This window comes from Undibacterium sp. WLX3042, from assembly GCF_049544825.1.
Classification (GTDB): Bacteria; Pseudomonadota; Gammaproteobacteria; order Burkholderiales; family Burkholderiaceae_D; genus Undibacterium.
This window is the reverse complement of sequence record NZ_CP186698.1, coordinates 3,686,492-3,704,783: the sequence shown is the minus strand read 5'-3', so window position 1 is coordinate 3,704,783 and position 18,292 is coordinate 3,686,492. Positions and strand designations below refer to the sequence as shown.

Genomic DNA, 18,292 nt, shown 5'->3' with positions numbered 1-18,292 from the left:
CAGTATTCTGCGGCGATTGTTTGGGTACGCAAAGCACAAGGCCCGAACCGTCGCCAGTTCGGGCCTTGTCAGGGTAGCTTGGCTGCGGACTTACTTGCGCGCAGGCGGCACATCCGTGCAGCTGCCATGCGCCACTTCCGCCGCCATGCCGAGCAGCGCCAAGGCCAGCGCCAGGGTGTAGTGCATCAATTGCACGGTGTTGAACAAGCCCAGGTAGTTGCTGTCGGCCTTGCCAGTAGCCGCCACCACAAAGCTGCCCAGCAAAGCCAGCGTGCCCGCCAAGCCCCAGGTATTGCGCTGCTGCACCGCCGTCCAGGCAATCACCAGCGCACACACGCCCGGCACCACCTGCGACCAGAGCGCCAGACCGGCCAGCGTCAGCACGATGCCGACGCCCCCCACGACCAGCACAAAACGCCCGACCGCCGCGCCACGTGTGGCCAGCGGCGCATCCGGCCAGCGCAGGCCTGATGCAAGCAACGGAAACGCAGCACAGGCGGCCAGCAGGCTGGTGAAACGGTGTGGCCCCAGCATCTCGGCCCAGCCCGAATACCGCAGCACACCCAGGCAGGCCGCCAAACCGATCAGGCCGGCAGCCACTGCCACAGCAGGCCGCTGGCGCAGATGAAACCACAGGATGGCAGCACACACCAGCAGCAGCACCAGATCCGACAAGGCGTCCGGGTTCATGCTGCCACTCCCACCGCGTTGGCAGGGGCGACGGACTGGCGATTCAGCCAGACCACACTGCCCACACACAACACCAGCAATGCACCCTTGAGCAGCAGCGGCGCCTCAAAGCCAAACCACTGCGGCACGGCGGCGAACGACACACCCAGCGCCAGCAGACGCACCTGCTCCAGCCACTTGCCCCAGACAAAACGCTCAAGCAGCGCCCCCAGCGCCACCGCCGTGACCAGAATGCCCAGCGCGTACACCGCGGCCGTGCCTCTGTCCAGACCCTTGGCCACACCGATGAAATGCGAAACAAAAGGCACCAGCACCGCGCACTGCAGCGCCACGTACCAACGCAGCGGCGCGGGGGTTTGCACATCAAAGCGGGTAAAGGTGCGGGGCTCGAAATGTTCGATGGGTTCGTCGGTCCAGCCGCCCGGTGGCGCCACCCAGACACCCAACTTGGCACGCCAGCCCTTCGCCGCGCGGGACATTTCCCACAGGTCGGCGTAGTAGTGCAGATTGCCCTTGATCGGGCTGAAACTGTGCAACGGCTTGCGGATGCCGTAGCAAATCTTTTCGTCATCGCGCTCTTCGGCAAAGGTACCAAACAGGCGGTCCCACAGGACCAGGATGCCGCCGTAGTTCTTGTCGATACAGTAGTCGTTCTGGCCGTGGTGCACGCGGTGGTTGCTGGGTGTCACGAAGATGCGGTCCAGTACGCCCATGCGGCCGATCAACTCGGTGTGTACCCAGTACTGGTACAGCAGGTCGATCAGGCCCACGACAACCAACATCTGCCACGGGATGCCCAGAACCGCCAGCGGCAGGTAAAACACCCAGCCGAACAACGCACCGGTGGAAGTCTGCCGCAGTGCGGTAGACAGGTTGTAGTACTCCGAGGAGTGGTGCACCACATGCGAGGCCCACATGACATTGACCTCGTGGCCCATGCGGTGCGCCCAGTAGTAACACAGGTCGTACAGCACCAGGGCCAGAATCCACAGCGGAATACTGCTCATGGACCATTCGGGGTTGTGTCGCAATAAGCGGATCTGGTAAAGTTTGGTATGGACGATTTTCGCAAAAGCCTCATCAAAAGTACCCTCTGCAAGGTTCTTAAACGACTGCATTATCCGTTGGATGGTTCTTTCTTTTTGCGAGGTTTTTTCGTGGTCATCGTATCGGTCATGGCAAATCCCTTTCGGTATTATTTCATGACCCCGGTTCACACAGAAATTCTTACAGGCTCGAGTTTCTTGATCTATCCAGTTATTCGCATAAGTAATGAATTTCTGGTTTCCTTCCAAGTTCATATCACTTACCTTTATGAACGGGTAATCACCATGGCTTTTTCCTTGATAGATTTCTTTGAACGCACTTCCTCCAGTAAATTTACAAAGAGCACCCAAGGTTTCTACAGACCAAGACTTAGGGACTCGATCACTCATACCCCAACTCCACCAAATAAGTCCTCATTGCCGCTTCCGCTTGTGCCACTTGCGCATCGAGTTCATGTAAAGATACGCGATACTTATCCCACCAGCGCTCAAACTGCGCGATCACCGTTGGCTTGTCGGCAGGTAGCAATTGACGCAGTGCTTCCTTGCTTTCTATCGATGGGTTCCAATCAAAATAGTCGGCATCTCTTTGTACCAACACCGCACTGAGATCAAAGCCTTGTAGGATTTCTTCTTGGATATAATCGTCCATCACTTCACGGACTGGCACACCGCCGTGCAGTAAGGCGCGCACGTCATAGATTTCTGGTGGTGGTGAAGTGTCGGCATAGCGCCGGATATTGAGGTTGTAATCGTTCTCTGCGATCTCTTCTAGGCTAACCACTTTGGCATAGCGTTTAACATCGGCATAGTTGTTAAAAGTCGCGACGATTTTGGCGATGTCTTCTTCACGCAGGCTGTTTTGGTTTTTGCCTTCTTGGTAGTCGAGTTCAGCATTAATGAATAGCACTTTACCTTGGCGTTGTGCAGGCTTGTTTTTATTAATGATGAGAATACTGGCAGGAATACCGGTGCCGTAAAACAGGGCTGCGGGTAAGCCGATTACTGCTTCGAGCAAATCGTCTTTGAGTATGCCTTTACGGATTTCTTTTTCACTAGACCCTCGGAACAAGACGCCATGCGGCATCACCACACCGGCCATGCCTTCGTTATTGAGCGAAGCAATCATGTGCTGTACAAAGGCCAGATCACCAGAATCTTTTGGTGGCGTGCCATAAGGGAAGCGGCCATAGCCATCGTTATCAGCGCTATCTTTACCCCAAGCGGCAAGGCTGAATGGGGGATTAGCGATGACGCGGTCAAAGCGCATGAGTTCGCCGTTCTGCACATGCTGCGGTTCGCGTATCGTGTCGCCTTTGCGAATATCGGCATTGAAGACGCCATGCAAGAACATATTCATCTTACAGATCGCCCAGGTGTTCAGATTCATCTCTTGCCCGAACAAAGACAAGTTGGCGGGGTTCTCACCATGCGCAACGAGATAGTTACGCGTTTGCACCAACATACCGCCCGAACCCACGGTGGGGTCGTAGATACGCATACCTGCATGGGGCTGTAACAAAGCCACCAGCAACTTCACGACTTCACTCGGCGTATAGAACTCACCACCTTTTTTACCGGCAGAGTCGGCAAACATTTTGATCAGGTATTCGTAAGCGGTGCCGAGCAAATCACTCGATTCAAAATCTGCATTACGCAAACGATATTTGGAAAAGTGCGAGAGCAAGTCGGCGAGCTTTTTGTCGGAGAGCTTGTTCTTGATGTTGAAGTCAATCGACACCAACACGCCTTCTAAACTTGTGTTGTGTTCCTCAATGGCTTCGGTGGCTTTATTCAGCTCGGCACCGATATCGTGCTTGAGATCTTTCAAGACATTCCAACGCGCTTTCTCTGGCACGAAGAAAGTATCGTGGTATTCGTCTTCATCTTGCGCCAAGGCTTCCGCCTGCGCTTGTGTTTTGCCAATGCCAATGTAATGCGCAATCACGCGCTCTTGTTCTTCTTCAAAGCTATCAGACAGACGCTTTAAGAACATCATGCCGAAGATATAGTCTTTGTACTCAGAGGCATCCATATTGCCGCGCAAGATGTCGGCCGCGGTCCATAAGTAGGATTCTAGTTGTTGCAGAGTGAGTTTTGGGGTGAGTGTTTGAGACATGCTGGTGTTGCCTTATTTATTATCCAGGAGACAAAGGATAAGGACTATCAAACATACTGGCAAGTGATATGGCTGCCTCTTTCTGTGGAGACGTACAATTCAATTAATTACGCTCATTGCCATCACGGAAAGCTCAATGCACAACCAGATCTGATGGCAGGAATGAACCAGAAGACCCGCAAGCAGGCATTCGACGGCTTTCAATATTCCGATGATCTGTATTTCTGTCAATCTGCTCTTGCGCATTGCTATTCTCCTTCGGCATCTCAATTTGCCGCAAGAACTCTGCTTATGCGTGGCTTGATTTTACGGGAGGGTTACAGATTAAGCATTAATCAAATGATCGGCCATTTGTGCAAACGTGTTGATCAAACTATCCCGCAATGATTTATCTTCCACTTGCTCTGTTAACGCTTGTGCCATACACAACATCCATTCGTCACGTTCAACTTGTCCTACCGAATAAGCAGCATGTCGCATACGTAAGCGGGGGTGACCGTTTTTCTCTATATAAAGAGGCGGCCCCCCGAACCAGCCAGATAGAAATTCAAATAAACTTTGCTCGCTGCCTTTCAGACTTTCGGGATGGATGCTGCGTACTTTGTAAGCTTCGGGTAACTCATCCATTAGTTCGTAGAAACGTTTGACAAGTTTTCTTATTGCGACTTCGCCGCCTAATAAATCATATGGCGTTAAGGTTGTGCCTGTATTCATTTATATTTTCTCAGGTAAAGGAGTTCAAACGCGCGCTTTAACCAATGGAATATACGCATCGATGGAAGAACGACGTTATAGTTTTGTGTCCGCCACACCAGCGTGCCTTTGTTTAACGAATCAATGAATTACAGAGATGTACTGGGAGGCAGCAGGCGAGATAGGAAATCGTCACGACTTGCATCCGCAAACCAAGGATGCCAACGTCTTTGCTCAAGAACATTACTGACTGACCTAGCCTGATAGGCGTGACTACTGAACAAAAGTGTTTCAACTGGCAAAGTGAATACCTTACGTGTCACGCTATCCCAGAGTGCTTCCGGCAAAGCGGGACGTGGCTGATAAGGGCAAGCATCCACGTTAAGTAAATCTCCACAAAAAAAACGATCCTGCCAAAGAAAGCTCAGACAATTTTCTGTATGCCCCGGCGTTGCTATGATCTGCAGATGTTCATTTCCTAGTAGTATCCGCCCACCCATATATTCAGGTATCTGATGTTGTATGCGCGGTGCGTTCAAGGCATCTAACGCCTCAGATTCTCCTGGTATCAGAAGATCGTGTTCATGGGTACGTAATACCCATTTCAATCGCAAGCGGTGCTCATTGAGAATCGCATTAAATACAGGAATATCTGTACTTCTCGGGTCAATAAGGACCGCCTCCCCGGACTGCATGTCAGCAAGCAGGTAACTTGTAGTGCACCCCGCTTCATTGAAGAGCATACGAAAATACATGATGTTCAATAAGAAAATTTTATCAATACACTTGCCGCCAGAGCCCCCAAACACGCCCATCCGGAAAACAGCATTTTGAGAATGGGAAATCGAGGAATAAACCCCACCCCATTAACGAAGCCCGCACTCATTGACCAAAAAAACAGCATGAGTAGTGTATGGTCGACTTCCCCGCTACGGTTTGTGAGTAACGGGGGGTAAAACGTGCCAGTGAGCATGATGAATAGTCCGACGAACAAACTCAGCCAATGAGTTCTAAAAGACTGTTCAGATGGTCGCAAATCGGGAGTCATTTACTTATCCGATCTGCAGCAGTATTACTTCTCGCCTCTTCATTTTCACCCCACATTGCGTTGAGGATTGCAAGCAATACCGCAAAACCAACTCCTAATACCCAAGCGAAATACCACATATGATTTCCTTCGTAGTTTCATTAAACACGATGAATGTCTGACCATCGCTGACGAGTGTCTTACCTCGTTAATCCCTGTTAATACGCAGAATGTTCATTTGCTTCAATTTGTGTCGTGGTTACCTTGCCTCGCATGACGCGATAGGCCCATGACGTGTACAGCACAATTAACGGCATAAAAATCAATGTCGCCCAAAACATAATCCCAAGAGACAAATGGCTGGAGGCACTATCCCAGATAGTCAGACTTGCCGAAGGCATTGTTGAAGAAGGCATAATGAATGGAAACATTGAGGCACCAGCAGTTCCAATGACACCGATCAGTGACAACGATGACACAACAAAAGCAGATAAGGTGTAACGCATTTTCATTAATGCGACAGCAACCATAGGACAAGCAATGCCCAATGCCGGGAGTATCCAGAGAAGTGGCTGACGTTGATAATTCAACATCCACGCTCCAGCTTCACGAATGACCGTTTTATTAAGCGGATCAGGAAGTGATGCAGAATTGACAGCAGAAGTAATACGGAAGCCGTCAATATGTTGCAACCAAAATCCTGCTGCAACGAAAGTGATGACCAAAATCAGTGCAGCGATACTTGCACCCCTGATTGCTCGTGTTTGAATGACGCCTTCTGTTCTATGAGCAAGGTAAGTGCCACCGTGCATGGTGATCATCGCGCTACTCACTACCCCAGCTAATAACGCAAAAGGGTTGAGTAGTTGCCAAAAACTACCCGTGTACGTTGAAATTAAATAATTATTAAATTGAAATGGAACGCCTTGCAATAAGTTGCCGAACGCAACACCAAAAATCACTGGTGGAACTGCACCACCCACAAACAGTCCCCAATCCCACGTCTTACGCCAGGTTAGGTTGTGAATTTTACTGCGGTAGTCAAAACCGACAGGCCTGAAAAATAGTGCCCACAACACCACCAGCATCGCCCAATAAAAACCACTGAAAGCGGTTGCATAGACTAATGGCCATGCGGCAAAAATTGCACCGCCACCTGTAATAAACCACACCTGATTTCCATCCCAGTGCGGCCCGACAGTATTGATGACAACCCTTCGCTCAATGTCATTTTTCCCGACAAATGGCAACAGAGTACCAACGCCCATATCGTGCCCATCCATGATCGCGAAACCGATCAATAGCACTCCAACCAACAACCACCAGATAATTTTAAGAGTAGGATAATCCAACACAATAATCTCCTTTTAAGCGTGCGCTGATGTGTGGTGTGCTTCGTGATCGTAGCGACCAACACCAAGACTGCCGGGGCCTTGCCGGGCAAACTTCACCATCAGATACATTTCAATAATGAGCAGCACTGTGTAAAAGCCGATGAAGCCAGCGAGAGAGCCGTATAAGCTGTTGACACTCAGTGTTGAAACACTCATGTGCGTTGGCAGTACGCCATAGATGGTCCAAGGTTGCCGACCATACTCTGCAACAAACCAACCCAATTCACATGCAATCCAGGGGGCTGGAAGCATGAATAAGGCCGTCTTCAGCAATATAGGGTTATGTTGAGCTTTCGTTTTTAATGTGCTCCAGAATGCGATTAAAAACAATAAAAGCATTGCGAAACCTAACCCGACCATAATTCTGAATCCCCAGAACATGGGAGTCACTTTAGGTACGGTATCGTTGACCGCTTTTTCTATAATTTCCGGTGTCGCCTGGTTCACATCCACGACGTATTTTTTTAGCAGCAACCCAAAGCCCAGATCCAGTTTATGTTGATCGAAAACCTGAAGCGCGACTGCATCCTGTCTGTTTTTTCGTAGCGCATCGAGGGCATTTACTGCGACGATACCTTGAATAATTCTTTCGCGATTCTTGGCCTTAATTTCGTGAATACCCGGAATCTCTTTACTGATTGAACGGGTGCCTATCAATCCCATTACCCACGGGATCTCAATTTCCCAATCATTCTTTGCTTCTTTTTCATTAATCTTGGCGACCAGCGTCAGCCCAGCGGGAGCTGGTTTGGTTTCCCACATTGCTTCAATCGCCGCCATCTTCGTTTTTTGCGCTTCACCAACGGTATAGCCGGACTCATCACCCAAAACAATGACGCTGAGAACTGAAGCCAAACCGAAAGCTGCCGCAACGCGAAAACTTCGCTTGGCAAATTCAATATCCCGGCCTTTCAATAGATACCAGCTGGAAATCGACAGGACAAACATAGCTCCGGTAACATATCCAGCTGAGACCGTATGGACAAATTTTGCCTGAGCATCGGGATTGAAAACAATCGCCCAAAAATCGACCATTTCCATTCGCATAGTTTGATAGTTGAATTCGGCACCGACAGGATTTTGCATCCATCCATTTGCAATCAATATCCAAAGAGCAGAGAGATTGGTGCCAATTGCCATAAGTGCAGTCACCAGCAAATGCTTAGGTTTACTCAAGCGATCCCATCCAAAGAAAAATAAACCAATAAAGGTCGACTCCAGAAAAAATGCCATTAAGCCTTCGATGGCAAGCGGTGCGCCAAAGATATCGCCTACGTAGTGAGAGTAATAAGCCCAATTGGTACCAAATTGAAATTCCAGGGTAATGCCTGTTGTTACGCCAAGAGCAAAGTTAATCCCAAATAATTTGCCCCAAAATCGAGTCATATCTTTCCAGATAATATTTCCCGTCATGACATAGACGCTCTCCATTATCAGCAGTAGCCACACCATGCCAATGGTGAGTGGTACGAATAGAAAATGGTATAAAGCGGTTGCAGCGAATTGCAACCGGGATAAATCAACTAATTGCTCTGAAATCACTTTGGTACTCCTTGTGAAGGTGCTGTCCCGCTTAATTTTTGGGCTATTTTTTCACTATCTACAACAACACGATTATCTCGGACAAAAACAAACCATAAGCCAATCAGCAATACAAGCTTGACCGCTATGGCGATCGCTAAATGTAAAAGAAGGCGTCGTTCACTAGATATCATGGTTACCTTACTATGCAGATTCTGTGCCATATCAAGAATATGAATAAATACTATTAAAATCAGTATGTTAAGTAATAGTCGCAAAATGAATACTGCCACAATGACACTCAATTACTGCCATTATGGCAGCGTATGTCATAATGGCAGTGACTCATCACCTTTACTTACAGAGATATCATGTCCAGCCCATTGCCAGAGTTAAGCTCTTATCTTGAAGGGCTGACCGAGCCCCACATTCTGTTTGATCGCCAATACCGGATTATTGCCGCCAACGCTGCATACCGACGCCAATTCAGCCCACAAGGCTCCGTTATCGGCAGGACATGCTATGAAGTATCACATCACTTTAATGCCCCTTGTGACCAGTCGGGAGAGAGCTGCCCATTAGCGCTCGCGAGTAAATCTGGACAACGAGAACGGATTTTGCATTTACACCATACACCTAAGGGTGAGGAATACATCAATATCGAACTGATACCGCTGCTCAATGAAAAAGGGGAACAAGCTTATTTTGTTGAGAAGATGGAGCCATTACCCATGGCCAAAGGGCAACCGGCGGCACAAAAACTGATTGGTCGTGCGCCTGCTTTTAGGCGAATGTTAGAACTGGTTGCCCGTGTCGGACCATCGGAGGCAAATGTGCTGTTATTAGGAGAATCGGGTACAGGAAAAGAGTTGGTCGCGTACGCAGTTCACGAATCAAGTTCGCGCGCGCACTCGCCGCTGGTTGTGGTGGAGTGTGCCAGCCTGACGGATACTCTGTTTGAAAGTGAACTTTTTGGCCATGAACGAGGCGCCTTTACAGGAGCAAGTTCCAGCAAAGCAGGCTTAGTGGAAGCAGCGAGTGGCGGCACGTTATTTCTGGATGAAGTGGGCGATATACCTTTGCCCATGCAAGTCAAACTGCTGCGCTTGCTTGAAAACGGAACATATCGACGTGTTGGCAGTACCCAGTTAAGGCGTTCAGATGTGCGTATTATTTCGGCTACTCACCGAGATTTACAGGCAATGGTTAAAGAAAAGAGTTTTCGTGAGGATCTCTATTTCCGACTGAGCACTTTTCCGATTCACCTACCCTCTTTGCGTGAGCGCTTAGATGACATTCCATTAATCTCACACTCGCTTCTCTCCAAGCTTGCCCCTAAGCGAAATTTAACCATATCGAAAGAAGCCCTGGACGCACTTCAAGATCATACGTTTCCAGGCAATGTCCGAGAACTACGCAATGTTCTGGAACGTTCAACACTACTATGCGATGGAACAGTGATTGAGAAAGAACACATAGAGCAAGCACTCGGCTCTATCCTGAGGACTGGAACTCTTGCAAGTACAAAAAAAAGTGATGGCACAAATAGTCTTCCGTTTTTGGAACGCAGCCAAGGGCGATCATTACTTCAAATTGAGGAAGAAGCATTCCGGATGCAATTACAAGCTCATCGTGGAACTCGTTCGCAGTTAGCGGAGAAACTCGGTATTAGCGAACGGTCACTCTATCGAAAATTACGCACCTTCGGATACCTATGAACTCAACTGTATTAGTTTCGATTTGATCTGACAATTCCGTACTTCAAACTGGGTGACTATCAGATCAGATCGCGACTACTACACTTGAAGCGATGTGTGATTTTCTTAAATTGAATGAACTTCACTGTAACCATCCCGCCAAAATGATCCACAAATAGCGATGGTTCTTGATGAAACCTAACATGTAAAAGGAGTTCGGAAGTTAGAACTAAGTCGTGCGCTTGCTGCATTGAATTACGACACAAATGACACCCAAAGATGTTTTACCGAAATTTAGTCCTGTGTTTGTCCTATTAGAAAAACTCAAAGGTAGCTGAACGAAATCCATAAAAATTCAGAGTTATCTGAACTTCGACATTACGCTAAATGCCGAAACTCACTTAATTGTGAATTTTGTTGAGTTGGCTCTTTTGTAGTTCATCGAAGATGCCAGTCATTCTTGCAGTAGGGGTGTCATAACGAATACTGGACTTGACTCGCGTGGGGGTGACTGACGTCACATATATTCTCTTCCATGAAACAGGGGATCGAAATCGTCGAACAATGTTAATTATCGTTGCGCGATCTGTATTGGCTGCCATCGCTGCAAAAGGACGTGTAAGAAATTCTGTGTGTGCGGGGCCGGGTTTTAGTTAATCGCGTTGGTGAAGCGTTCGCCAAACATGATGGCAAACTGATTGGCCGCCAGCTTCCAAGTGCGCAACGGATAATGCAGTCGTTTAAGAACCTTGCAGAGGGTACTTTTGATGAGGCTTTTGCGAAAATCGTCCATACCAAACTTTACCAGATCCGCTTATTGCGACACAACCAAAAAATAAACAGCTTGCAAGACGGCTTAAGTGAGGCGCTTACGTACGACGTGATACGTCAGTATCTTGGTCAGTGTTGCCTTGTTTTCTGGTTTGACTAGAGTTTCTACCGTACCAGCTGGCAACTTGGCAAATGCGGCGTTGGTTGGTGCAAATACAGTGAACGGACCTTTGCTTTTCAGCGTATCTACTAAATCTGCAGCCTTGACTGCGGCAACCAGTGTTGTGTGGTCAGAAGAATTGACGGCGTTATCAACGATGTCTTTGGATGGCAACATGCTTTGGCCTCCTACCATGACATCAGCAGCACTAACGATAGAAGTTGCAGCTATGGCTGCGGTGAAGACAAGAGCGTAGTTAAATTTGCGCATGATCATTTCCTTTTAAGATAAGTGCGATATCGCATCAAGTTCTACGGAGGAATAATCAAATCGGTTTCAATTATTTTTCTATGATGTAATTTGATAGATGAATTATCAGTCTATCTTGGTATCCGTTTTTATTAGACTGCTACACAGCTTTCCTTTAAGGTTGTGACAGGGGGCTTTCCTGAAATGCGTAGCGATTTGCTTGCGCATCGTGGAGCGCATGATGCTGCGGCAAATTATTGTTTTTGTGGAATGAATAGCGCAGCAACTCATTTATATTGCGGCCGACATGGCGCGGCTTGCACCAGGGTGGTACCCGATTTTCTAACGCATCAGCTAACAAATCCCAATCTGTTTGGTAGTCTATGCAAATCTCAATATTTTCATCGCTGCGCTTAATGATTTCCAACCATGCAGTGATACGCGTTCCAATTTCTGTAAACGGGCAATAAGCGTGAGGATACTGCTTCAATAGCGGAATGACCGCCTCCCGCACAAAAGCGCTGCATGCCGCATCGGGAAACGGCACTTCTGCATAAAATATCTCACCTGTATCTGCGATCATGCCAATGCTGATTAATCTCGGATCAAGAAAATCGGTGAACTCGGTGTCAAGAAAAACGAGCATGTTCTTCCTTTAAACTTTAATCAGATAGTCATTTTGACGCCAAAAACCTAAGTCGTACTAATGTCATACTTAAATACGACATTAGTACGACTTGAATAAAAAGTGCCGGATATTTCCATCTAAAAATCATCAGAAAGCCTTAAGTCGTACTTCAGTAGGACTTAAGTACGACTTCCTTATCCAGTAATTGATCGGATTAAATTAGACCATTATTTTCGTCAAATTTATGATGACAAAGATGAAAAAATTTCCTATCATTCCTCTCACAGCACCAAATTCTCGTGGGGAAACTCACATCGTTCAGGCTCTAACGCCTCATTTAATCCAGCTCTAGCTTTGCTCTGTCTTCACTTCCAAATTGGATGTGATTTTTTTAAAAAAAATCAGTGAGATAGAGTAAGCCAGAGTGAGGAACTGAAGACAGTGATAAATACTGGCTTTGGACAGTGTTTTCAAGTTTATTCAGTTATTCTGAAAATTTGAAACACACCGTTTGAAGACACTCCTCACTCTCAAATCACCTACATTTCAGGACTACTCATGGCCCAAAGGCCAAATGTCAGGGAAGTCAGCCGCAATCGAGCGCGCCGACAAACTGCCATTCGTCAAGTCCTGCATGCTTCTTCGAACTGCCACGTCAGTTTAGGGGTATGTACAACCCACTCAGGTCGGCATACCTGCAAAAAATGCCAAATGGATTTACAGCAGTGCAAAATTAAAGAACGCCAACAATGGAAAATCTAGGTTGTAGCTGCGCCAGCCAATAAGCTGCGAGCTCCCTCCTGATGGGAATTTGTTAGTAGATTCTAAGCGCCGTTGTAAAAGTGTAATCACTACACTGGAAGTGACCAGCCGCTTTCATTGTGCCAACTTTTTCGCTAAAGAAACCTGGATTGCCTAAGGCCGACTGACAACCGTTACTTGTCAAAAATTAAGTAATACAGTAACACTTGGTCAAAAGAACAACATTGAAATGTGGAAAACAGCATGGCACTTTTTCAGGTGGATCACCAGTTGACCTAACATATACCGCACTGTCATTTCTCCTTGCGGAACGTCACGCATTGCCGACGGCCTCTTCGTTCATATAAGAGGCTGCGGTATCGATCAACCTTTAGTCGGCTCCGATGGCATCAATGACACAGTGTTCGCATTCTGCGCGATAGGGAATCTAATGGATGCGGTAGCCGACTATCGGCATCTGAAGTGGATTCTTAAATGGTATCTTTTGCAGGTTAACTACTTGTCTTTCCTTCACTTCGTTTGCGCTTACATCTAGGGTGCTTGATTGTTAATGGCCCCCTAGGAATATTTCAAGAACTCATTTGCAAAGAGTATGAAATTCGCCTAACCATAATAGGTAGACAAGTTCTTTCGGGAGCGATTTATAACTGAAGTGAAGGTGAAATAACTGACTGGCTCTATGACTATACTGTCGATTAGTCATTCAAATTTGAATGATGCCAGTAGTGCAATCGGTTACTCTTGAACACAATAACCATCATTTTTACGCGCATATAAGAGAAATGAAATGCATTTTTATGCGCGTAAAAATGTATAAAATACCATTGTTACGCGCATAAAAATGAAAAATTAAGTATAATCAGATTTAAAATATGACTGTAAAAATATGACAACACCGCTGTTATTGCCATATTCTGAGGGGACGTAATTGAAACGACAATTACTTGACAAGCTAATCAATTGGAAATCGCAGCAGCAACGCAAGCCGTTGCTGATTGATGGGGCGCGTCAAACCGGAAAAACGTATCTGCTGAAACAATTATTCGGACAGGAATTTACTCGCACGCTTCATCTCGATTTTCTGGAACGCCCTGATCTTGCCCAAGCATTTGCGGGATCACTAGCGCCAAACGATATTCTGTCAAATATTGAATTGCTCACTGGGCAAGTTTTTAATCCAGCTACCGATTTATTAATACTCGACGAAATTGGTGAGTGTGAACGTGCGATTTCATCCTTAAAATATTTTGCGGAAAAAACTCCAGACTATTACATTGCTGCGAGTGGTTCTAATATCGGATTACTCAATTCTTTTCCCGTTGGCAAAGTCGAGCAATATAATTTGCGTCCACTGACGTTTTACGAATTTCTACTTGCTTCAAATGAGCCCGCGCTGATCAAGGCTTTCGAAAAACAAGTTAATAGCCCCGCAGCACACAGCATATTATTAGATAAGCTTACCGATTACTATTTCACTGGTGGACTGCCTGAGGCGGTAGCCGCATGGTTTGCGAACCCAGTTGCAAGCATACTCGAACGTATATCAAACGTTACCCATATTCACCAGAATTTAGTAGAAGGGTACCGTCGCGATTTTGGGAAGTATTCAAACAAAGGCGACGCTCAATTGATTGAAGCCGTCTTCAATCAAATTCCCGCGCAATTGTCCGCGGTCGTCGATGAGTCTGTTAATCGTTTCAAATTCAAAGGTGTCTATGGAAAAAAATCACGCTACGGCGAATTTGAAACAGCGATCAATTGGCTGCACAGATGTCGCCTCGCATTGAAGAATCACCCGATAGAAGGAATGCCGAGAACACCGCTGGCCGCTTACCAAGAAGAAAACAAAGTTAAACTCTTCATGTTTGACATCGGTCTACTCAACAATATGCTTGGTGTCGGCTATCTCGAAATCAAACAACAAGCATTCGAATATAAAGGTTACATTGCTGAAAATTTCGTCCAACAAGAATTGGCCGCAATAGGCATAGAACCTAGTTTTTCATGGAATGACGCACGTGCAGAAATTGAATTCATTGTCACCAATGATCAAGGCCAAATCATTCCGGTTGAAGTTAAAAGCGGCAAACGCACGCGTGCAAAGTCGCTGCAATCATATGTTGAAAAATGCAAACCACATAAAACCATTAAGCTCACTGGTACGCAGGGCTCTACAGAAATCGAGAAAACTCATATCGTGATGCCGCTTTATTACGCACAATATTTACCAGCTCGATGGTCATGATGCAAGAACTAGGTATCGTTGTTGACCATTTGTCCCTAAATCACTAGGCAAGCATGAGAAAAAATCGATTTATCGATGAGCTTAAAGCTGAAGCGATCAAACAGATACCTTTTGCAGGTTAGCGTCTTTCAAAGTCGTATCGGCGACTATGATGGATTGGGAAAAATTATTTAACGTTCTGTTCTAGTGCGGAAGAGCCTGCAAAGTATTCTGTATCTGTGACCTTTTCCATCCAGTTCACGTTCTTTCCGTCAAGCGCCTCCTGAACTGCGATATGCGTCATTGCAGTGGTCGGTGTGGCACCGTGCCAATGCTTATGACCCGGCGGACACCATATCACGTCTCCCGCCCGGATCTCGACAATCGGCTCTCCTTCACACTGTAGTGGTCAAGTATTTTCAGACACCAAGATAGGTTGTTTTTGATCTGCCATTTTTTGTTCATAAGTATTGGGAGGCAGATTTCCCAATGTGGAGTGCAATCGGACGTTGTTGTAGAAGACAACGATATAGTCTGCAATATCCTTCGTCGCCTCAGCGTGATTGGCATAGTCCTGACGCCATACACGCTCCATTTTCAGGTTCAAAAAGAAACGCTCCATCACCGCATTGTCCCAACAGTTTCCCTTGCGGCTCATGCTGCAACGTAAGCCATTTTTTGCCAGCAGTTGTTGATAGGCTTCACTGGCATATTGACTACCCCTATCCGAATGGACAATCATGCCCTTGGCTGGTTTGCGTTGCATCATCGCCATTTGCAACGCCGCACACACCAGCTCTGCCTTCATGTTGGGAGCCATTGCCCAACCAACGATTTTGCGGGAATACAAATCCAGCACCGCTGCCAGATACAGCCAGCCACTGCGCGTGCGGATATAGGTCATATCTGCTACCCAGGCAGCATTTGGCTGCGCCGGTTCAAATTGTCGGTTCAGAATATTCTCGGCAACAGGTAAATCATGTTTGCTGTCAGTCGTGTGGATCAATTTCCGCTTCCATACCGGCGTGATGTTATGTTGATTCATCAAGCTGCGCACACGATAACGTCCCACTTGCCAGCCTTGGTGTCTCAGGCTGGTTTGCAGGCGCCGGCTGCCATAAGTACTGCCGCTGGCAGTAAAACTCGCTTGCAAATGAACGCCGATGCTGCAGACCGTTGCCGGACGTTTCTGCCGTTGTTGCGCTGCATAGAATCCTGAACGGGAAACGGCCAATACGCGACATGCCTGCAGCACTGGTATGGCCTCCTTTTGCAACTGTTGAACCAGCCGGTAGTTCATTTCAGTTCCCGGGCAAAGAAGGCCGAGGCTTTTTTTAAAATATCGACATCCATGTGCAGCTGGCGGTTTGGGGCTTCTAAATCGCGGATGCGGATCTGCTCGGCTGTGAGTGGCTTACCAACTCCAGGCAGTCCGCGTTGTTCCGCACGCACCTGGCTGAGCCAGCGACGTACAGCGGTCTCGCCTAAGTTCATATCTTTGCAGACTTGCGATACGCTCAAACCTTGATCATGAATCATGCGGACAACTTGCAGTTTAAAATTGGTGTCAAATGTTCTTCTTTGCTTTGTCATTTCTTCCCTCGATAGGTGAATTATCCACCTATCTTGGTGTCCGTTTTTATTAGACCACTACAGATCAAGGAAAAGGGTGATCTCAACGACTTCGCGTACTACCGAGTTGAGAAGATGCGCTTTGCCTCGGCAGGTGGCCGGGAGAAAGACAAGAGCGTGCTGATCTTCAACGGCCGCATCACCCTCAAGAACATCCCGCCAGAGACGCACGAATACGTGGTCAACGGCAAGAGCGCGCTTGAGTGGGTGATGGAGCGCTACGAGCCTTACACCGACAAAGACAGCGGCATCAAGAACGACCCGAACGAATGGTGCCGCGAGCACAACGATCCGGCGTACATCCTGAATCTGGTCAAGCGCGTGATCCGCGTCAGCGTGGAGACGGTCAAGATCGTCGGAGGCCTGCCGTCGATCCAGTGACGGCAGAAGGGAGAGAAGAACAATGTCCGACCTAACCGCGTTCGAGGGGCGCAAGCTGGAAAAGCTGCTTGGCATGGGCAGCGGCTACGTGCTGAACTTTTCCGACCGCACCTACAGCGAATTCTTCATCGACTACCGCATCGACATCGACGCGGCCCAGTACCGCACGGGCGGCGACTCCAAGGCGAAGCGGATGCGCACCTTCTGGGCCGTCGCGCCGAACCACACAGTCGGCCGCGTGCTGGAAGGCCTGATCGCCTACGGCATCGACGAGCGCTGTTTGGGTGATAGCAGCCATGAGCTGATCGACGCTTGCCGTGTGATCGCGCAGCGCCTGCTCGCCGACCAGCCGGTGGCCGAGCTGGACTCCCTGACGGCCAACTCTGATGACCGCGACTTCGAGGTGGTGGCAGAGCACGTCCGCGAAGCCATCGAGAAAAATCAGCCCGAGGGCGCGCTGGATCGCCTGCACACCTTCGTCATCAAATTCATCCGCATCGCCTGCGAGCCGCATGGCATCGAGGTGAACCGGGACAAGGCCCTTCACAGCATCTTCGGCGAGTACGTCAAGGCGCTGCGAGAAGGCGGCCACCTTGAATCGCAGATGGCCGAGCGCATCCTGAAATCCAGCATCTCAGTGCTGGAATCCTTCAATGACGTGCGCAACAACAAGAGCCTCGCGCACGACAACCCCATCCTGAACTACGAGGAAAGCCTGCTGATCTTCAACCACGTTGCGGCGTCGATCCGCTTCATCAAGGCGCTTGAGTTGAAGATCAAGACGAAGGCCGAGGCGGCGAAGAAAGCGAGCTGGGAAGATGATGAAGTGCCCTTCTGACCGCGTGCTGGCCAGCGCTGTACTGGCGTGCCTGCTGGCAGGCCCTGCGATGGCCGCCGATGACCCAGCCAAGCCGCCAATGGTCGGCCCCAGCTTCTGGAAAACCAGCCAGCTCTACGAGCTGTGCACGAGCCAACACCAGACGGATCGCGCCCACTGCGAGGGCTTCATCACGGGCGTGGCCAGCGCCTTGCAGAACGAGCAAATCAGCCGTGTCCGCGTGTGCATCCCGAAGGGCACAACCAGCAATGACGTGGTGCAGAAGGTGGTGTGGTACTTGAGGGAGAAGGCCGACGCCGACGACATGAAGGTGGCGGCCGTGAGCCTCATCGGCCCGCTGCTGCCCGTCCTCTACAACTGCACGCCGGGCCAGCCGCCCAAGTTTGCGCCCTGATAATCCGGGGTGACTGCCTCGTAGCGGCGTTTTCCTCCCTGACAGCCCGCAGTCTTTCACCGCCTC

At 48.4% G+C, this 18,292-nt stretch carries 18 protein-coding genes and 2 pseudogenes; 5 read left to right on the top strand and 15 right to left on the bottom strand.

The genetic code is table 11. From position 1 onward, the window contains the following. Nucleotides 1–90 precede the first annotated feature (90 nt). The 10 genes from ACPAOP_RS16940 to cydP all read right to left on the bottom strand — a co-directional run bounded on the left by ACPAOP_RS16940 (nt 91) and on the right by cydP (nt 8,783). Nucleotides 91–690 (bottom strand): hypothetical protein, encoded by a 600-nt coding sequence (locus ACPAOP_RS16940; protein ID WP_423680211.1) that lies wholly within the window; start codon nt 688–690, stop codon nt 91–93. Next, entirely contained in the window at nt 687–2,126 is a 1,440-nt protein-coding gene (locus tag ACPAOP_RS16935) for a sterol desaturase family protein (RefSeq protein WP_423708798.1), read from the bottom strand. The genes ACPAOP_RS16940 and ACPAOP_RS16935 overlap by 4 nt, the downstream gene beginning before the upstream one ends. Beyond that, on the bottom strand, nt 2,119–3,855 hold the full coding sequence (locus ACPAOP_RS16930) for a type I restriction-modification system subunit M (RefSeq protein ID WP_423708797.1): 1,737 nt from the start codon (nt 3,853–3,855) through the stop codon (nt 2,119–2,121). Before ACPAOP_RS16930 ends, ACPAOP_RS16935 begins: the two co-directional genes overlap by 8 nt. 324 nt (nt 3,856–4,179) lie before the next feature. Continuing rightward, complete coding sequence (locus tag ACPAOP_RS16925; protein WP_423679969.1) at nt 4,180–4,569, bottom strand: group II truncated hemoglobin; 390 nt, start codon at nt 4,567–4,569, stop codon at nt 4,180–4,182. Between the two features lie 128 nt (nt 4,570–4,697). Next, nucleotides 4,698–5,303, bottom strand: coding sequence for a hypothetical protein (locus ACPAOP_RS16920; protein WP_423708796.1), 606 nt, complete (start codon nt 5,301–5,303; stop codon nt 4,698–4,700). 5 nt (nt 5,304–5,308) lie between these two features. After that, on the bottom strand, nt 5,309–5,596 hold the full coding sequence (locus ACPAOP_RS16915) for a cyd operon YbgE family protein (RefSeq protein WP_423708795.1): 288 nt from the start codon (nt 5,594–5,596) through the stop codon (nt 5,309–5,311). Then, on the bottom strand, nt 5,593–5,715 hold the full coding sequence (cydX, locus tag ACPAOP_RS16910; RefSeq protein ID WP_423679966.1) for a cytochrome bd-I oxidase subunit CydX: 123 nt from the start codon (nt 5,713–5,715) through the stop codon (nt 5,593–5,595). The genes ACPAOP_RS16915 and cydX overlap by 4 nt, the downstream gene beginning before the upstream one ends. 78 nt (nt 5,716–5,793) lie before the next feature. Next, entirely contained in the window at nt 5,794–6,930 is a 1,137-nt protein-coding gene (cydB, locus tag ACPAOP_RS16905; RefSeq protein ID WP_423708794.1) for a cytochrome d ubiquinol oxidase subunit II, read from the bottom strand. A 12-nt stretch (nt 6,931–6,942) separates the two neighbouring features. Next, nucleotides 6,943–8,511, bottom strand: coding sequence for a cytochrome ubiquinol oxidase subunit I (locus ACPAOP_RS16900; RefSeq protein WP_423679964.1), 1,569 nt, complete (start codon nt 8,509–8,511; stop codon nt 6,943–6,945). Further along, nucleotides 8,508–8,783, bottom strand: coding sequence for a cytochrome oxidase putative small subunit CydP (cydP, locus tag ACPAOP_RS16895; protein ID WP_423708793.1), 276 nt, complete (start codon nt 8,781–8,783; stop codon nt 8,508–8,510). Before cydP ends, ACPAOP_RS16900 begins: the two co-directional genes overlap by 4 nt. A 78-nt stretch (nt 8,784–8,861) precedes the next feature. Here cydP and ACPAOP_RS16890 point away from each other — a divergent pair, with 78 nt between their 5' ends. Next, on the top strand, nt 8,862–10,208 hold the full coding sequence (locus ACPAOP_RS16890; RefSeq protein WP_423708792.1) for a sigma-54 interaction domain-containing protein: 1,347 nt from the start codon (nt 8,862–8,864) through the stop codon (nt 10,206–10,208). Nucleotides 10,209–10,836: 628 nt separating this feature from the next. On the opposite strand, the gene ACPAOP_RS16885 is transcribed toward ACPAOP_RS16890, so the two are convergent. The 3 genes and pseudogenes from ACPAOP_RS16885 to ACPAOP_RS16875 all read right to left on the bottom strand — a co-directional run bounded on the left by ACPAOP_RS16885 (nt 10,837) and on the right by ACPAOP_RS16875 (nt 11,950). Continuing rightward, nucleotides 10,837–10,980, bottom strand: coding sequence for a hypothetical protein (locus tag ACPAOP_RS16885; RefSeq protein WP_423710049.1), 144 nt, complete (start codon nt 10,978–10,980; stop codon nt 10,837–10,839). Nucleotides 10,981–11,061: 81 nt separating this feature from the next. Next, nucleotides 11,062–11,388: pseudogene (locus ACPAOP_RS16880) on the bottom strand (fasciclin domain-containing protein); the annotation flags it as partial. Nucleotides 11,389–11,542: 154 nt separating this feature from the next. Continuing rightward, the gene (locus ACPAOP_RS16875; protein WP_423708791.1) at nt 11,543–11,950 is read right to left on the bottom strand and encodes a hypothetical protein; all 408 of its coding nucleotides are present in this window, start codon (nt 11,948–11,950) and stop codon (nt 11,543–11,545) included. A 1,735-nt stretch (nt 11,951–13,685) separates the two neighbouring features. On the opposite strand from ACPAOP_RS16875, the gene ACPAOP_RS16870 reads away from it, so the two are divergent. Next, the gene (locus ACPAOP_RS16870; RefSeq protein WP_423680296.1) at nt 13,686–15,002 is read left to right on the top strand and encodes an ATP-binding protein; all 1,317 of its coding nucleotides are present in this window, start codon (nt 13,686–13,688) and stop codon (nt 15,000–15,002) included. 166 nt (nt 15,003–15,168) lie between these two features. Here the strand turns inward: ACPAOP_RS16870 and ACPAOP_RS16865 are convergent. Further along, a pseudogene (locus ACPAOP_RS16865) lies at nt 15,169–15,384 on the bottom strand (cupin domain-containing protein); the annotation flags it as partial. A gap of 6 nt (nt 15,385–15,390) precedes the next feature. Further along, nucleotides 15,391–16,574, bottom strand: a protein-coding gene (locus ACPAOP_RS16860) for an IS3 family transposase (RefSeq protein WP_423708790.1) whose coding sequence is annotated in 2 segments (ribosomal slippage) — nt 15,391–16,307 and nt 16,307–16,574 — 1,185 coding nt in all. Because the reading frame shifts where the segments join, the coding sequence is not laid out codon by codon here. 36 nt (nt 16,575–16,610) lie between these two features. Between ACPAOP_RS16860 and ACPAOP_RS16855 the strand changes: the two genes are divergently transcribed. The 3 genes from ACPAOP_RS16855 to ACPAOP_RS16845 are packed head-to-tail and all read left to right on the top strand — an operon-like array spanning nt 16,611 to nt 18,226. Then, complete coding sequence (locus tag ACPAOP_RS16855; RefSeq protein ID WP_423708789.1) at nt 16,611–16,994, top strand: type ISP restriction/modification enzyme; 384 nt, start codon at nt 16,611–16,613, stop codon at nt 16,992–16,994. Nucleotides 16,995–17,016: 22 nt separating this feature from the next. Then, nucleotides 17,017–17,832, top strand: coding sequence for an abortive infection family protein (locus tag ACPAOP_RS16850; RefSeq protein WP_423708788.1), 816 nt, complete (start codon nt 17,017–17,019; stop codon nt 17,830–17,832). Further along, entirely contained in the window at nt 17,816–18,226 is a 411-nt protein-coding gene (locus ACPAOP_RS16845) for a Rap1a/Tai family immunity protein (protein WP_423708787.1), read from the top strand. The genes ACPAOP_RS16850 and ACPAOP_RS16845 overlap by 17 nt, the downstream gene beginning before the upstream one ends. Nucleotides 18,227–18,292: the final 66 nt, after the last annotated feature.

What these genes read in the sequence shown, in the direction of transcription:
- ACPAOP_RS16940 (WP_423680211.1), bottom strand. Translation starts at nt 690, where the DNA reads ATGAACCCGGACGCCTTGTCGGATCTGGTGCTGCTGCTGGTGTGTGCT.
- ACPAOP_RS16935 (WP_423708798.1), bottom strand. Translation starts at nt 2,126, where the DNA reads ATGAGTGATCGAGTCCCTAAGTCTTGGTCTGTAGAAACCTTGGGTGCT.
- ACPAOP_RS16930 (WP_423708797.1), bottom strand. Translation starts at nt 3,855, where the DNA reads ATGTCTCAAACACTCACCCCAAAACTCACTCTGCAACAACTAGAATCC.
- ACPAOP_RS16925 (WP_423679969.1), bottom strand. Translation starts at nt 4,569, where the DNA reads ATGAATACAGGCACAACCTTAACGCCATATGATTTATTAGGCGGCGAA.
- ACPAOP_RS16920 (WP_423708796.1), bottom strand. Translation starts at nt 5,303, where the DNA reads ATGTATTTTCGTATGCTCTTCAATGAAGCGGGGTGCACTACAAGTTAC.
- ACPAOP_RS16915 (WP_423708795.1), bottom strand. Translation starts at nt 5,596, where the DNA reads ATGACTCCCGATTTGCGACCATCTGAACAGTCTTTTAGAACTCATTGG.
- cydX (WP_423679966.1), bottom strand. Translation starts at nt 5,715, where the DNA reads ATGTGGTATTTCGCTTGGGTATTAGGAGTTGGTTTTGCGGTATTGCTT.
- ACPAOP_RS16890 (WP_423708792.1), top strand. Translation starts at nt 8,862, where the DNA reads ATGTCCAGCCCATTGCCAGAGTTAAGCTCTTATCTTGAAGGGCTGACC.
- ACPAOP_RS16885 (WP_423710049.1), bottom strand. Translation starts at nt 10,980, where the DNA reads ATGGACGATTTTCGCAAAAGCCTCATCAAAAGTACCCTCTGCAAGGTT.
- ACPAOP_RS16875 (WP_423708791.1), bottom strand. Translation starts at nt 11,950, where the DNA reads ATGATCGCAGATACAGGTGAGATATTTTATGCAGAAGTGCCGTTTCCC.
- ACPAOP_RS16850 (WP_423708788.1), top strand. Translation starts at nt 17,017, where the DNA reads ATGTCCGACCTAACCGCGTTCGAGGGGCGCAAGCTGGAAAAGCTGCTT.
- ACPAOP_RS16845 (WP_423708787.1), top strand. Translation starts at nt 17,816, where the DNA reads ATGAAGTGCCCTTCTGACCGCGTGCTGGCCAGCGCTGTACTGGCGTGC.